The 14,417-nt window shown below is 65.5% G+C and carries 12 protein-coding genes; 8 read left to right on the top strand and 4 right to left on the bottom strand.

From position 1 onward, the window contains the following. Window positions 1-16: 16 nt before the first annotated feature. The 3 genes from AC1DUN_RS07755 to AC1DUN_RS07745 form a co-directional block, all read right to left on the bottom strand. Window positions 17-2,044 (bottom strand): transglutaminase TgpA family protein, encoded by a 2,028-nt coding sequence (locus AC1DUN_RS07755; protein ID WP_477713452.1) that lies wholly within the window; start codon window positions 2,042-2,044, stop codon window positions 17-19. Window positions 2,045-2,717: 673 nt separating this feature from the next. Next, a complete protein-coding gene (locus AC1DUN_RS07750; protein ID WP_477713451.1) occupies window positions 2,718-3,737 on the bottom strand; it encodes a DUF58 domain-containing protein in 1,020 nt (339 codons plus the stop codon). A gap of 28 nt (window positions 3,738-3,765) precedes the next feature. After that, the gene (locus AC1DUN_RS07745; RefSeq protein WP_477713450.1) at window positions 3,766-4,686 is read right to left on the bottom strand and encodes an AAA family ATPase; all 921 of its coding nucleotides are present in this window, start codon (window positions 4,684-4,686) and stop codon (window positions 3,766-3,768) included. Between the two features lie 51 nt (window positions 4,687-4,737). On the opposite strand from AC1DUN_RS07745, the gene AC1DUN_RS07740 reads away from it, so the two are divergent. The 8 genes from AC1DUN_RS07740 to AC1DUN_RS07705 all read left to right on the top strand — a co-directional run bounded on the left by AC1DUN_RS07740 (window position 4,738) and on the right by AC1DUN_RS07705 (window position 13,804). After that, on the top strand, window positions 4,738-5,691 hold the full coding sequence (locus AC1DUN_RS07740; protein ID WP_477713449.1) for a histone deacetylase family protein: 954 nt from the start codon (window positions 4,738-4,740) through the stop codon (window positions 5,689-5,691). Between the two features lie 10 nt (window positions 5,692-5,701). Beyond that, a complete protein-coding gene (locus AC1DUN_RS07735; RefSeq protein ID WP_477713448.1) occupies window positions 5,702-6,505 on the top strand; it encodes an enoyl-CoA hydratase in 804 nt (267 codons plus the stop codon). Continuing rightward, entirely contained in the window at window positions 6,490-7,806 is a 1,317-nt protein-coding gene (locus AC1DUN_RS07730; protein WP_477713447.1) for a mechanosensitive ion channel family protein, read from the top strand. The genes AC1DUN_RS07735 and AC1DUN_RS07730 overlap by 16 nt, the downstream gene beginning before the upstream one ends. Before the next feature lie 275 nt (window positions 7,807-8,081). Then, window positions 8,082-8,831 carry an electron transfer flavoprotein subunit beta/FixA family protein gene (locus AC1DUN_RS07725; RefSeq protein WP_477713446.1) on the top strand — a complete coding sequence of 250 codons (750 nt, stop codon included), beginning with the start codon at window positions 8,082-8,084 and terminating at the stop codon, window positions 8,829-8,831. Between the two features lie 13 nt (window positions 8,832-8,844). Continuing rightward, window positions 8,845-9,777: an electron transfer flavoprotein subunit alpha/FixB family protein gene (locus AC1DUN_RS07720; RefSeq protein WP_477713445.1), complete on the top strand. Its 933-nt coding sequence runs from the start codon at window positions 8,845-8,847 to the stop codon at window positions 9,775-9,777. Between the two features lie 114 nt (window positions 9,778-9,891). Next, window positions 9,892-11,682, top strand: a complete 1,791-nt coding sequence (locus AC1DUN_RS07715; RefSeq protein ID WP_477713444.1) for an acyl-CoA dehydrogenase — start codon at window positions 9,892-9,894, stop codon at window positions 11,680-11,682. A 73-nt stretch (window positions 11,683-11,755) separates the two neighbouring features. Then, window positions 11,756-12,718, top strand: coding sequence for an NAD(P)H-dependent flavin oxidoreductase (locus tag AC1DUN_RS07710; RefSeq protein WP_477713443.1), 963 nt, complete (start codon window positions 11,756-11,758; stop codon window positions 12,716-12,718). An 18-nt stretch (window positions 12,719-12,736) separates the two neighbouring features. Beyond that, window positions 12,737-13,804: an acyltransferase family protein gene (locus AC1DUN_RS07705; RefSeq protein ID WP_477713442.1), complete on the top strand. Its 1,068-nt coding sequence runs from the start codon at window positions 12,737-12,739 to the stop codon at window positions 13,802-13,804. A 3-nt stretch (window positions 13,805-13,807) separates the two neighbouring features. On the opposite strand, the gene AC1DUN_RS07700 is transcribed toward AC1DUN_RS07705, so the two are convergent. Then, window positions 13,808-14,155 (bottom strand): DOPA 4,5-dioxygenase family protein, encoded by a 348-nt coding sequence (locus AC1DUN_RS07700; RefSeq protein WP_477713441.1) that lies wholly within the window; start codon window positions 14,153-14,155, stop codon window positions 13,808-13,810. Window positions 14,156-14,417 lie beyond the last annotated feature (262 nt).

The following is a 14,417-nucleotide window of genomic DNA, read 5'->3' as shown; positions in this document are numbered from 1 at the left end:
GGAGCCAGTCCCGATTTTAAGCAGGCCAGCTCAGCCGGCTGAACTCTTGCCTGAGCGCATGCAGTTGCGGCGCCGCCTTGCCCGCACCTGCAGGTGCGGCGGCGTAACGCTGCTGCTCCAGGCGCAGCAGCCAGTCGGCCAGGGCTTGCGCGGCGCTGCCCGGCTGTCGGCCATAGCGGGCCAGCACCTCCTCGGCGAGCTGGCGCGGCGAGGTGGCCGGCGTGCTGGGGATGCCGGCCTTGTCCAGGCGGTGGCGCGCGCGCATGAGCAAACGCACCCAGGGGTCGTGCTGGCTGCGGTCCCACCAGCTCCAGCCCGCGCCCAGCATCGCGGCGGCCACCAGGATGGCGATCAGGATGTAGCTGAGGTCTTCCCAGCTCGGCGACTCAAAGCCGAGGTTTTTCAGCAGGTTGAGCTGGCTGCCCTGGGTGTAGTTGAGCACCCACTGGTTCCAGTTGTTGTTGGCCGCTTCCCAAAACAGGCGCAACTGGGTCATGAGCGTCGGGCTGAACGCCCCGAGTGCCCGCGCCACCGCGCCTTGCGGTACCACCAGCCGTTCAAATTCGCCGATGCGCGACGGGGCGACCACTGAAGTCGGGTCCACGCGCACCCAGCCACGGCCGGCTTCCCAGACTTCGGCCCAGGCATGGGCGCTGCTCTGGCGCACCACCCAGAAGCCGTCCACGGTATTGACTTCCCCGCCCTGGTAGCCGGTGACGATGCGCGCGGGGACGTCCATGGCGCGCATCAGGATGACAAAGGCCGAGGCGATGTGTTCACAAAAGCCCTGCTTGCGGTCAAACCAGAATTCGTCGGCGCTGTGCTGGCCATAAAGGCCGGGCTCCAGCGTATAGGTGTAGCCGCCCGTGCGCAGGCGGTCCAGGACTACCTCCACCAGCCGGGCGGTGTCCGCGCCCCTCAGGCGCGGGTCGCCGCGCAATTCCCGGGCAAGCGCCACGGTACGGGGATTGAAGCCTGGCGGCAGGTCCCTGAATTCCTGCAGGCCCGGCACGGACTGCAGCGGTCCGTGCTGGAAAGCGGGATAGCTCTGGGCCTTGTAGCGCACGAGGTCGTTGAGGGGACGGTTTGCCAGCCACTGGAGGTCGGGCTGCATCGCGCTTTCGTAGCCGGATGGCAGCGCGGGACCCCGGGCCGCCGCTTCCATCACGAATAGCCAGGGCCGGTTGGTGGGCTCCATGGTGACCTCGTAGCTGACCGGCGTGCCGGAGACGGCGAGATCGGCGGTCACGCCGTAGCGCGCGGCGGTGTTCAGGCGCGAGGGCCGCCATTCGCGCCCGTCGAAGCTGGACAGCACCGGGCCGCGAAAGTACATGTCCTGCTTGCGCGGCGGCGCACCATCAAACTTGATGCGCAGGGCCACGCTTTCATCGAGCGCCAGTTTGGCGATGGTGCCGACCTGCATGCTGGAACTCAGGCCGCTGCGCCCGGTCATGGCGTCGCTGGGCACACCCCACAAGGGCGCCAGCCGCGGGAACAGCAGGAACAGCACGAGCATGATGGGTGTGCCCAGGAGGGCCATCCACCCGGCGGTTTTGGCGGCCTGCGACAGCGGCGGCCTGCCGACCGGCATGTGCGCATTGACCAGCATGGTCAGCAGGCCCAGCAGGCCCAGCAGCATGCTGAAGGCTGTCAGCAGTGACTGCGAGTAGAAGAAATTGCTCAGCATGCAAAAGAAGCCGAGGAAAAAAATCACAAAGGCATCGCGCTTGGCGCGCAGCTCCAGGGTTTTCAGCGTCAGCAGCACCACCAGCAGCGTCACCCCCGCGTCGCGCCCGAGCAGCGTACGGTGCGTGAGCCAGGTCGCGGCCAGGGTGAGCGCCATTAACAGCAGCAACCAGCGCTTGCCCGGCAGCGGCCGCGCCTTCACCGCCAGCCAGCCGCGCCAGAGGAGTACCGCGCCTGCCAGGGCGCTGCACCAGATTGGGAGTTCGTTGACCTGCGGCAGCAACACCCAGGCGATGACTGCCAGCAGGAAGAGGGTGTCGCGGGCGTCGCGGGGCAGGGTTGTGAGGCGGCTCAGCATGTTTGCACCTGCTGGCCGCCTCTGCGGACTGTGATAGTTTTAGCGCTGTGGTTCTTGCTGAGAGCTGCTGGCCGGGGGTTGCCCGGCGGCAACTCACTTTTCTTTTGCTTCGCCAAAAGAAAAGTAAGCAAAAGAAAAGGCGACCCTGGTGTCTGCGTCCCTGCGCTTCGCTCCGGGCAACCTGCGGTGCTCGGTCCAGCCGGGGTCTGGCTAAACTCGCTACGCTGCGCTTCGCTCAGACAACGCCAGCCCTTATCCGTCTGGCCCTGCGCTCCTCGGCGCATACACAAGGGGGTGGGGACAGGAATACCCAACAGCCGAATACCGAAATCAACAAGGACACGCCAAGGCGTGTCCTTGTTTGTATTGGTCTTCTTTGTCTTTTGGTATTCGGTTCCCGATCCCGATTGCCCCGTCCTGGCTGGGCCGAGGAGCGCAGAGACAAGCGGATCAGGGCCGGCGTTGTCTGAGCCGAAGGCGAGTTTAGCCGGACCCCGCTTGGCTCGAGCACCGCAGGTTGCCCGTAGCGCAGCGGAGGGACCCAGACTGCGGGTCGCCTTTCTTTTGGGTACTTTTCTTTGGCGAAGCAAAGAAAAGTGCCTCGCCCGCCGGGGCGAGACCCGGCCAGCTGAACTAAGCAAACCCCACCCCCGTCGGGCAGACAAAAAAACCTTCAACATACCGCCAGCGCCTCCAAACACAAGCGCTTGTGTGCCTCCCCACTGCCAGGCTTGACGTCCAGAGAGGGCAACCGCAACCCATAGTCCAGCGACAGCTTGTCAGCCAAGAGAACCCAGGCGCACAGCCGTGACAGCTTCTGCTCGACGCCAGCCGAGCCGGCCTGGGCGAAGTCCAGCCAGAGTTCGTGCCGCTGGGCCTGCTGGGTGTCGCGCACCACCAGGCTGTTGCCTTGGCCGTCGTCTTTGGCGGCTTTTTTCCAGACCACGAGTTTCATCGGGTCGCCGCGGCGGTAGCCGCGCACGCCGTCGAATTCGCCGCTGCTTTGCGCGCGCAGGGCGGCCGCGGCGCCGCCGGAGCGGGGCTCACCTGGGGGCAGGGGTGGCGGGTGGGCTTCGGGCGCGGGATAGACCAGCACTTGCGCGGCGGGCCGCCAGACCGTCCAGACGCGAAAGGTGCCCAGCGGAAAGCGGGTCTCGGCGGTCAGCGTGGGCAGCCTGTGCAGCCCGCGCCGCCGCGGGGTGAACGCCACCTGCACCGTGCTGCTGCCCTGCGCGGGCACGTCGGTCCAGGCCCAGTGCCGCTCGTGGCCTTTTTCGATGTCCACGTCCTGCGGGTTGAGCACGCTCAGGCCTATTCCGTGGCGCGTGCCGCGCCGGGTGTTGGTCAGCTTGACCTCGAAGGTGGCGGTGGCACCCACATACTGGGCATGGGGCGCGGCGAGGTTCATGGACAGGCCGCGTAGCGTGCCGTGGCAAACATGCATGCCGACCAGCGCGCTGCCGGCCAGCAAAAACGTCAGCAGGTAGCCCAGGCTCAACTCGTAATTGATGGAAGCCACCAGCAGCACCAGCAGGGTGACGGCCATCATCCAGCCCGGCCGGGTGGGCAGGATGTAGACGTTGCGCTGGGTCAGCGTCACGCTGTCGGTAAAGGGCAGCTTGCTTTGCCACCAGGCCTGGAAGCGCGCGCGGGCAAAAGCCGCGGGATTGGGGAGGGCGATCAGCGCGGCCATGGGAAAAGCGGTTTCGCTCGGCTCGTGTTCAGGGCAGGGGCACGGCGTCCAGCATGGCGCGCACCTGCTCCACCGCGCCGCGGCCCGCGTCGCTGACGGGAATCAGCCGGTGCGCCGCGGTCTGCGGCAGCACGGCGGCGATATCGTCGGGCGCCACGTAGTCGCGTTTGCTCAAAAAGGCTTGGGCCCTGGCGGCCCGCATGATGGCGATGCCGGCACGCGGGCTCAGGCCCTGCAAAAACCAGCGGCCGGACCGCGTGGCGGCGACCAGGTCCTGCAGGTAGTTGAGCAGGGCTTCCGAGGCGTGGACCTGGGCCACCATCTGCTGCAGCTCCAGCAGGTCGTGCGGCGCCAGCAGGGCCGGCAACTGCTCGACCATCTCGCGCCGGTCGGCGCCGCGCAGCAGCTCGCGCTCGGCGGCGCGGTCGGGATAGCCCAGGGAAATCCGCATGTGAAAGCGGTCCAGCTGCGATTCGGGCAGGGCGTAGGTGCCGAGCTGGTCGTGCGGGTTTTGCGTGGCGATCACAAAAAAGGGCAGGGGCAAGGGGCGGGTTTCGCCTTCGACCGTGACCTGTTTTTCTTCCATGGCTTCCAGCAGGGCGCTCTGGGTTTTGGGGCTGGCGCGGTTGATCTCGTCAGCCAGCAGCACCTGGGCGAACACCGGCCCGGGGTGGAACACAAAACTTTCCTTTTGCCGCTCGTAAATCGACACGCCCGACAGGTCGCTGGGCATCAGGTCGGCGGTGAACTGCACCCGCGAAAATTGCAGGCCGAAGGAGCGCGACAGCGCATGGGCCAGCGTGGTCTTGCCGACGCCGGGAACGTCCTCGATCAGCAGGTGGCCGCCGGCCAGCAGGCAGGCCACGCAGTCCTGCACCTGGGCCGGCTTGCCGACGATGACCGTGTTAAGCTGATTCAGGAGCGCTTGGAGTTTTTCTGTGGCATTCATGCCGCCAACCATACCGTAATTTTTCGTAAAACATTTGCCGATGATTTCCCGATGAACGCGACTGGTTATTTCAGCCATCCGGACTGCCGCAGGCACGAGATGGGCGCCGGGCACCCGGAATGCCCCGAGCGGCTCGATGCCATCGACGACTGGCTGCTGGCGACCGGCGTCAAGGACGCGCTGGACACCCGCGAGGCGCCGCGGGCGGCCCTGGGCGATATCGAACTCGCGCACGACCGCATGATGGTCGCGGCGCTGCGCGGTCTGAGCGACCGGCTGGCCGACGACATCAAGGCGGGCGGGCCGGCCTATGCCCAGATCGACCCCGACACCGCCCTCAATGTGCACACCTGGAACGCCGCCCTGCGCGCCGCTGGCGCCGCGCTGGCCGCCACCGATGCGGTGCTGTCGGGCGAACTCGAAAACGCGTTTTGCGCCGTGCGCCCGCCCGGCCACCATGCCTGCCACGACAAGGCCATGGGTTTTTGCTTTTTCAACAACATTGCCATCGCCGCCCGCTATGCGCTGGAGCGCCATGGCTTGAAGCGCGTGGCGATCGTCGACTTCGACGTGCACCACGGCAACGGCACGGAGGACATCCTGAGCGGCGACGAGCGCGTACTGATGGTGAGCTTCTTCCAGCATCCGCTCTATCCCTACAGCGGCACCGAGGGCCACGCCGGCAATATGCTCAACCTGCCGGTGCCGGCCTATACCAAGGGCATGGACGTGCGCGAACTCATCGAGATGATGTGGATACCGCGCCTGGAGGAATTCAGGCCAGAGATGATTTTTATCAGCGCCGGCTTCGACGCCCACCGCGACGACGACCTGGGCCAGATGGGCCTGGTCGAGCAGGACTACGCCTGGATCACCCAGCGCATCAAGGATGTCGCCAGGCGCCATGCGCAGGGCCGCATCGTCTCCTCGCTCGAAGGCGGCTACAACCTGAACGCACTGGCGCGCAGCGTGGAGGCCCACATCCGCGTGCTGGCCGACTTGTAGGAGTTTTTTGATGAGCGCCGCATCCGCCGCCGACCTTTCGGCCCCCGTGCTGCACAGCCAGGACACGCGCGGCGTGCACCACCTGGTGCTGAACCGCCCGGCGGCTTTCAACACCCTGGGCGAGGACGTGCTGGCCGCGCTGCAGGCCGCGCTGGATGCCATCGCCGCTGACGGCTCGGCGCGCGCGCTGGTCATCGCGGCCGAGGGCAAGGCCTTTTGCGCCGGCCACAACCTCAAGGAAATGCGCGCGCAAGCTGATCTGGCCTATTACCAGAAGCTGTTCGCCCAGTGCACGCGCATGATGCTGAGCATCCAGAAGCTGCCGGTGCCGGTGATCGCGCGGGTGCAGGGCCTGGCCACCGCGGCCGGTTGCCAGCTGGTGGCGCAATGCGACCTGGCCGTGGCGGCCGAGGGCGCGAGCTTCGGCGTCAATGGCATTGATGTAGGCCTCTTTTGCGCCACGCCCAGTGTGCCGCTGGTGCGCAACATGCCAGCCAAGCAGGCCATGGAAATGCTGCTGACCGGCGAGTTCATCACGGCTGATGAAGCGCGTGCCCGCGGGCTGGTCAACCGCGTCGTGCCGCTTGAGGCTCTCGACGCCGAGATCGAGAAATTGCTGCAGTCGCTGCTGTCCAAGCCGCGCGAGGCGCTGGCCATGGGCAAGGCGCTGTTCTATCAACAACGTGAAACCGGCATCGAGGCCGCCTACCAGCTCGCGGGCCAGGTCATGGCTCGCAACATGGCGCATGCGGTTGCACAGGAAGGCGTGAAAGCCTTCATCGAAAAAAGGAAACCCCAATGGCCGGCGCCATAACGACCCGACCCCCCGCCAAAATCGACAGCCTGGACAGCTGGTTCGCCGCGTTGGCCCAGCCCACGACCCTGACGGAACTGGCCGCGCTGGTTCTTTGCGCCATGCTGGCCTGGCTGGTGGTGCGCGTCGCCGGGCGCGCGCGCATGGCGGTCGACAACAGCTCCATCCTGTTCGGGCGCCGCGTGATAGACGGCGTGCTGTTTCCGGTGCTGCTGCTGTTCCTGGCTTACATGGCCAAGGACTTGCTGGAGCGCATGTTTCCCGTTGCGCTTTTCAAGGTCGCGATTCCCGTGCTGGTGTCGCTGGCCGTCATACGCCTGGGTGTGAAGGTGCTGCAGGTGGCCTTCAAGGACGCGCCGCTGGTGCGGGCGCTGGAGCGCACCATCTCCTGGCTGGCCTGGATTGCCATGGTGCTGTGGGTCAGCGGCCTGCTGCCCGTGGTGCTCGACGAACTCGACGGCATCAAGTGGAAGATCGGCAACAGCAACCTGTCAGTGCGCACCATGCTCGAAGGCGCGTTGACGGCCGGCGTGGTGCTGCTGATCACGCTGTGGATATCCTCGGCCATCGAGGCGCGGCTGCTGCGCAAGGCTACCGGCAACGAGCTGTCCCTGCGCAAGGCCGTGAGCAACGCGGTGCGCGCCGCGTTGATGTTTATCGGCCTGCTGGTGGCGCTGTCCTCGGTCGGCATAGACCTCACGGCGCTTTCAGTGCTGGGCGGTGCGGTCGGCGTGGGCGTAGGCTTCGGCCTGCAGAAGCTGGCCGCCAATTACGTCAGCGGCTTTGTCATGCTGGCCGAGCGCAGCGTTCGCATAGGCGACAACGTGCGGGTCGACACCTTTGAAGGCCGCATCACCGACATCAACGCGCGCTACACCGTGGTGCGCGCGCCCTCGGGGCGCGAATCCATCGTGCCCAACGAGATGTTCATCAGCACCCGCATTGAAAACCTGTCGCTGAGCGACACCCAGGTGCTGCAGTCCACCGTGGTCTCGGTGGGCTACGACAGCGACGTGGAACTCGTGATGCGTCTGCTCAGCGAGGCGGCGCTCAAGCAGGAGCGCGTGCTGCGCGACCCGGCCCCCGGCGTCAACCTGACCAATTTCGGCGCCGACGGGCTGGAGTTCACGCTCAACTACTGGATGGGTGACCCGGAAAACGGCCAGCAAAACCTGCGCTCCCTCATCAACCTGGCCATCCTCGAATCCCTGCGCGCGCACAACATCGACATTCCCTATCCGCAGCGCGTGGTGCATACCCGCGTCGTGGCGGACGAAAAGAGCGCCGCCAAGCCCTCCTGAGCCGGCTCGCCGTCCCCCGGCCGGTACCCAATTGACGCCTGAAAGACACCTTTAGGACAACGGTTGGGCAGGATGCTCTAATTCCCCTTGTTCCGCCCTCTATAATGAAAAATAGAACGACCGTTCTTTTTCTGCCCGGCACCCCTGGATACCCTCCGGCCGCCGGCTCCGCAGCCCGCACCCGGCATGCCGCAGCATAGAATGCAAAGCTTACGTTTACGTCAACGTCAATTGATACGTCATTCTCAGCCAATCAACAACTCTGGAGCCCTGTCATGAAGGTCTTGGTCCCCGTCAAACGTGTAGTCGACTACAACGTGAAAGTCCGCGTCAAATCCGATGGCAGCGGTGTCGACATCGCCAACGTCAAGATGAGCATGAACCCGTTTGACGAGATCGCCGTCGAAGAGGCCACGCGCCTGAAAGAAAAAGGCGTGGTCACCGAAGTCATCGCCGTCAGCTGCGGCGTCGCCCAGTGCCAGGAAACCCTGCGCACCGCCATGGCCATAGGCGCCGACCGCGCCATCCTGGTCGAAACCGCCGAGGAGCTGCAGCCCCTGGCCGTGGCCAAGCTGCTCAAGGCCCTGGTCGAGAAAGAACAACCCCAGCTCGTCATTCTGGGCAAGCAGGCCATTGACGACGACTGCAACCAGACCGGCCAGATGCTGGCCGCGCTGCTGGGCTGGCCCCAGGCCACCTTTGCCTCCAAGGTCGAGGTCGAAGGCGGCAAAGCTAAGGTCACGCGCGAAGTCGACGGCGGCCTGGAAACCCTGTCGCTCACGCTGCCGGCCATCATCACCACCGACCTGCGCCTCAATGAGCCGCGCTACGTCACCCTGCCCAACATCATGAAGGCCAAGAAAAAGCAGCTCGACAGCCTCAAGCCCGAGGACCTCGGTGTCGACGTCAAGCCGCGCATCAAGACCCTGAAGGTCAGCGAGCCGCCCAAGCGCAGCGCCGGCGTCAAGGTGGCCGACGTGGCCGCCCTGGTGGACAAGCTCAAGAACGAAGCCAAAGTAATTTAAGAGGACTGATGACATGACCGCACTCGTTATTGCTGAACACGACAACGCCAGCATCAAGCCAGCGACCCTCAACACCGTGACCGCTGCCGCCCAGTGCGGCGGCGACGTTCACGTGCTGGTGGCCGGCAAGGGCGCCGAAGCCGCCGCCAAGGCCGCCGCCGCGATCGCCGGCGTGGCCAAGGTGATCCACGTCGAAGGCGAGCACTTCGCCCACGGCCTGGCCGAGAACATGGCCGCCCAGGTGGTGGCCATCGCCGGCAACTACTCGCACATCCTGTTTCCGGCCACCGCCTCGGGCAAGAACATCGCCCCGCGCGTGGCCGCGACGCTGGACGTGGGCCAGATCTCCGACATCACCAAGGTCGACGCCGCCGACACCTTCGAACGCCCGATCTACGCCGGCAACGCGATCGCCATCGTGCAAAGCCTGGACGCGACCAAGGTCATCACCGTGCGCACCACGGGCTTTGACGCGGCAGCCGCCAGCGGCGGCTCGGCCGCGATTGAAACGCCGGCCGGCGTGGCCGACAGCGGCAAGTCGAGCTTCCTGGGTTCGGAGATCGCCAAGAGCGACCGCCCCGAGCTGACGGCCGCCAAGATCATTGTCTCGGGCGGACGCGCGCTGGGCTCCAGCGAGAAGTTCAGCGAAGTACTCACGCCGCTGGCCGACAAGCTGGGCGCGGCCCTCGGCGCGAGCCGGGCGGCTGTCGATGCGGGCTATGCCCCCAACGACTGGCAGGTGGGCCAGACCGGCAAGATTGTCGCGCCGCAGCTCTACATCGCCGCCGGCATCAGTGGCGCGATCCAGCACCTGGCCGGCATGAAGGACAGCAAGGTCATTGTGGCGATCAACAAGGACCCTGAAGCCCCCATCTTCAGCGTGGCCGACTACGGCCTGGAGGCCGACCTGTTCACGGCTGTGCCTGAGCTGGTTGCGGCACTGTAAGTGTTGAACTCCCTCTCCCGCTGAGGGGAGGGCAGGGGTGGGGGCTGTGCGCCGAAAGGCCCCCATCCCGACCTTCCCCCAGCGGGGGAAGGAGCGAGAAATTTGGAGACAAAAATGAGCTACACCGCCCCCGTCAAAGACATGCTGTTTGACATTCAGCACCTGGCCAATATTGAACAGATCGCCAAAATCCCGGGCTTTGAGGAAGCCGGCCTGGACACCGCGCAGGCGGTGCTCGAGGAATGCGCGAAATTCAACGAAGGCGTGCTGGCGCCGCTGAACCGCGACGGCGACATCAACCCCTCGAGCTGGAAGAACGGTGAAGTCACCACCACGCCGGGCTTCAAGGAAGCGTTCAGGCAATACGTCCAAGGCGGCTGGCAGGGCCTGCAGCACCCGGCCGATTTCGGCGGCCAGGGCCTGCCCAAGACCATAGGCGCGGCCTGCGGTGAAATGCTCAATTCGGCCAACATGAGCTTCGCGCTGTGCCCGCTGCTCAGCGACGGCGCCATCGAGGCGCTGCTGACGGCCGGCTCCGACGAGCTCAAGGCGGTCTACCTCGAAAAACTCGTGAGCGGCCAATGGACAGGCACCATGAACCTGACCGAACCGCAGGCCGGCTCGGACCTGGCCATGGTGCGCAGCCGTGCCGAGCCCCAGCCCGACGGCACCTACAAGATTTTCGGCACCAAGATCTTCATCACCTATGGTGAACACGACATGGCCGAGAACATCGTGCACCTGGTGCTGGCCCGCGTGACGGGTGCGCCCGAAGGCGTCAAGGGCATCAGCCTGTTTGTGGTGCCCAAGTTCATGGTCGGCAAGGACGGCGCCCTGGGCGCGCGCAACGACGTGCACTGCGTGAGCATCGAACACAAGATGGGCATCAAGGCCTCGCCCACCGCCGTGCTGCAGTACGGCGACCATGGCGGCGCTGTAGGCTACATCGTCGGCGAAGAGAACCGCGGCCTCGAATACATGTTCATCATGATGAACTCGGCGCGTTATGCCGTCGGCATGCAGGGCATCGCGATTGCCGAGCGCGCCTACCAGAAGGCCGTGGCTTTTTCGAAAGACCGCGTGCAGAGCCGGCCCGTCGACGGCTCCATCAAGGCCAGCGCGCCCATCATCCACCACCCCGACGTCAAGCGCATGCTGATGACCATGCGTGCCTACACCGAAGGCTGCCGCGCCATGGCTTCCGTGGCTGCCGCTGCTTATGACGCGGCCCACCACCATCCCGATGCCGAGGTGCGCAAGCAAAACCAGGCTTTTTATGAATTCATGGTGCCGCTGGTCAAGGGCTACAGCACCGAGATGAGCCTGGAAGTCACCTCGCTGGGCGTGCAGGTGCACGGCGGCATGGGCTTTATCGAGGAAACCGGCGCGGCCCAGTATTACCGCGACGCCAAGATCCTGACGATTTATGAGGGCACGACCGCCATCCAGGCCAACGACCTGATAGGCCGCAAGACCTCGCGCGACGGCGGCCAGGTGGCCAAGGCCATCGCCGGCCAGATCGAGGCCACCGAAAAACAACTTGTGAAGCAGGGCAATGCGGATGCCGTGGCCGTGGCCAGGCGCCTGAAGGCCGCGCGTGAAGCCTTTGTCGATGTGGTCGACTTTGTGGCCGGCAACACCAAGGCCAGCCCCAATGCCGTGTTCGCGGGCAGCGTGCCCTACCTGATGCTGGCGGGCAATGTGGTCGCCGGCTGGCAGATGGCGCGTTCGCTGCTGGTCGCGCAGGAGCAAATCGCGCAGGGAACCGACGTGGCCTTCATGCAGGCCAAGGTCACCACCGCGCGTTTTTACGCCGACCACCTGCTGACCAAGGCCCCCGGCCTGCGCGACAGCATTGTCGAAGGCGCGGACAGCGTGACCGCGCTGGCGCTGGACGCGTTCTGACGGGGCGGCCGCCACTTACCGGCGGCAGCCTGTTTTTCTGAATCCCACTGTCCCTGATACCCACGGAGCCACCATGTCCAGACTGCCCGGCGCATTGAACCAGCTGCCCTTGCCCATCATCGGCTCGCCGCTCTTCATCATCAGCAACCCCAAGCTGGTCATCGCGCAGTGCAAGGCCGGCGTGGTGGGCGCCATGCCCGCACTCAATGCGCGCCCGGCATCGCAGCTCGATGAGTGGCTGGCTGAAATCACCGAAGGGCTGGCCGCCCACAACAAGGCCAACCCCGACAAGCCGGCCGCGCCCTTCGCCATCAACCAGATCGTGCACAAGTCCAACGACAGGCTGGAGCACGACATGGAGCTGTGCGTGAAGTACAAGGTGCCCATCTACATCACCAGCCTGGGCGCTCGCGAGGACATCAACGCGGCCGCGCACAGCTACGGCGGCGTGGTGCTGCACGACATCATCAACAACAAGTTCGCGCGCAAGGCGATTGAAAAAGGCGCGGACGGCTTGGTGGCCGTGGCCGCCGGCGCGGGCGGCCATGCGGGTGTCAAAAGCCCCTTCGCGCTGATCCAGGAAATCCGCCAGTGGTTCGACGGCCCGCTGGCGCTGTCGGGCGCCATCTCGACCGGCGGCGCGGTGCTGGCCGCGCAGGCCATGGGCGCCGACTTCGCCTATATTGGCTCGGCTTTTATCGCCACCGACGAAGCGCGCGCCGCCGACGCCTACAAGCAGGCTATCGTCGACGGCAATTCCGATGACATCGTCTACAGCAGCCTTTTCACCGGCGTGCACGGCAACTACCTCGCGCCCTCGATACGCGCGGCCGGCATGGACCCCGAAAACCTGCCCGAGGGCGACGTCAAGACCATGAACTTCGGCGGCGGCGAAGGCAGCAAGTCCAAGGCCTGGAAAGACATCTGGGGCTGCGGCCAGGGCATAGGCGCCGTCAGCAAGGTGCAAAGCGCCGCGGCCTTTGTGGAGCAGCTCAAGCGCGAATACTTTGACGCGCGCCAGCGCGTCTGCGCCTGACACCTCGGCGGCGACTGTATGACGGCACCCCAGCGCCTCCAGGGCCTTGACGCCCTTAAAGGCCTGGCCTGCGTGCTCATCGTCTGGCACCACCTGGCTTTTTACGGGCCCATGTCGGACGTGGTGTACGGCTATGCGCCCGGGCTCATGGATTGGCTGTATGACTACGGCCGCATGGCGGTGCAGCTCTTTCTGGTGGTGGGCGGCTTCCTGGCCGCCGCGTCGCTGGCGCCCAAGGGCACGGCCATCTTCGAGTCCGCGGGGCCTCTGATCTTGCGCCGCTATGCGCGGCTTGTGAAACCCTATCTCGTCGCACTGATGGTGAGCGTGCTTGTGGCAGCGCTGGTGAGGCCCTGGTTTGACCATCCTTCCGTGTCCGCGCCGCCCACGCTGTTCCAGCTGCTGGCCCATGCGCTGTTGCTGCAGGACCTGCTGGGCCAGGAGTCGCTGTCGGCCGGAGTCTGGTATGTGGCGATGGACTTGCAGCTGTATGCGGTGGCCGTGCTGGTGTTTGCCGCCTCGCGGCGCCTGCGCACCAGCGCGGCGGTGTCGGCGGGCGCCATGGCGGTCGTGCTCATCGCGCTGCTGTCCTTGCTGGTGTTCAACCGGCAACCGTCCTTTGACATCACCGCGCTGTATTTCTTCGGCGCCTACGCGCTGGGCATGCTGGCTTTCTGGGCCTCGCGCGAGGCGGGCGCGCGCCGCGGATTCTGGCTCTTGGCCATTGCCGTCCTGGGCACGCTGGCCCTGGCGCTGGACTTCCGGGGGCGGCTGGTGGTGGCGGTGGTGACTGCACTGGCTCTGGTGTGGCTCAGCCGCGCGCCGCAAGATGCCTGGCCGCTGCGCTGGCTGCAGAAGCGCTCACTCGTGCACCTGGGCCGCATCTCGTACTCGGTGTTCCTGATCCACTTCCCGGTCTGCCTGCTGGTCAATGCCGTGGTCAGCCATTTCTGGCCCACGCAATTGGCCGTGAATGCGCTGGGCATGCTGCTGGCGTTTGCGCTGTCCTTGCTTGCGGGACAGGGGCTATATCGCTGGGTGGAATCCGTGCCCCTGCGGTTTGCCCCTCGCAAGCTCAGCGCCTGAACCTCAGCGCCTGAACATCTCCAGCTTCAGCTCGGCCGGCTGGCCCAGCCATGAAGCATGCGTGGTGTGGTCCGCCAGGTCGTCGCCCGTGACCCCGTGCACAAACACATCCAGGCCTTGGCGCTCGCTCTCCAGCCAGGGGATGATGCGGTCGAACTCCGCGCTGCCGAACGACAGCTGGCAGCTCCAGCGCGGGTGCGGTCCGACCTCGCGCTCATGCACGCGGCCCACACCCACCTTGAACAACTCACCGGCCCGGCTTGCCAGCGCGCGCGCCTGCTCCACCGTGTCCGGCCCGAAATAGATGTGGGCGTGATAGTGGCTGTGAATATTTGCCGGGCGTTGTGTCATGTCAGTCAAAGGTGTTCGGGGGAAAAACACAGGTCTTCAGAAGCCATCCAGCCAGTACATATGCCGTGGTGAAACCTCCAGCGGGGCCACCATTATTGCGGTTTGATGACGTCGGCGTTGTCATCATGGTTTTCTGGCGCAATCTCCAAACCAGGGGCACTGTTTTTCAACGGCGGCCTGCCCGTGCTTATCCATCAGGCGAAATCGCTTCTCCTCTGTTTGGAGGAGACCGGTAGTAAAAATGGATTCACACGCAGCGGTC

The sequence above is a fragment of the Polaromonas sp. P4_F6 genome (genome assembly GCF_056401275.1).
This window is presented reverse-complemented; position numbering and strand designations above follow the sequence as displayed.

Bases quoted from the DNA above. Each gene is read 5' to 3' on its own strand.
- AC1DUN_RS07755 (WP_477713452.1), bottom strand. From the start codon at position 2,044: ATGCTGAGCCGCCTCACAACCCTGCCCCGCGACGCCCGCGACACCCTC.
- AC1DUN_RS07750 (WP_477713451.1), bottom strand. From the start codon at position 3,737: ATGGCCGCGCTGATCGCCCTCCCCAATCCCGCGGCTTTTGCCCGCGCG.
- AC1DUN_RS07745 (WP_477713450.1), bottom strand. From the start codon at position 4,686: ATGAATGCCACAGAAAAACTCCAAGCGCTCCTGAATCAGCTTAACACG.
- AC1DUN_RS07740 (WP_477713449.1), top strand. From the start codon at position 4,738: ATGAACGCGACTGGTTATTTCAGCCATCCGGACTGCCGCAGGCACGAG.
- AC1DUN_RS07735 (WP_477713448.1), top strand. From the start codon at position 5,702: ATGAGCGCCGCATCCGCCGCCGACCTTTCGGCCCCCGTGCTGCACAGC.
- AC1DUN_RS07730 (WP_477713447.1), top strand. From the start codon at position 6,490: ATGGCCGGCGCCATAACGACCCGACCCCCCGCCAAAATCGACAGCCTG.
- AC1DUN_RS07725 (WP_477713446.1), top strand. From the start codon at position 8,082: ATGAAGGTCTTGGTCCCCGTCAAACGTGTAGTCGACTACAACGTGAAA.
- AC1DUN_RS07720 (WP_477713445.1), top strand. From the start codon at position 8,845: ATGACCGCACTCGTTATTGCTGAACACGACAACGCCAGCATCAAGCCA.
- AC1DUN_RS07715 (WP_477713444.1), top strand. From the start codon at position 9,892: ATGAGCTACACCGCCCCCGTCAAAGACATGCTGTTTGACATTCAGCAC.
- AC1DUN_RS07710 (WP_477713443.1), top strand. From the start codon at position 11,756: ATGTCCAGACTGCCCGGCGCATTGAACCAGCTGCCCTTGCCCATCATC.
- AC1DUN_RS07705 (WP_477713442.1), top strand. From the start codon at position 12,737: ATGACGGCACCCCAGCGCCTCCAGGGCCTTGACGCCCTTAAAGGCCTG.
- AC1DUN_RS07700 (WP_477713441.1), bottom strand. From the start codon at position 14,155: ATGACACAACGCCCGGCAAATATTCACAGCCACTATCACGCCCACATC.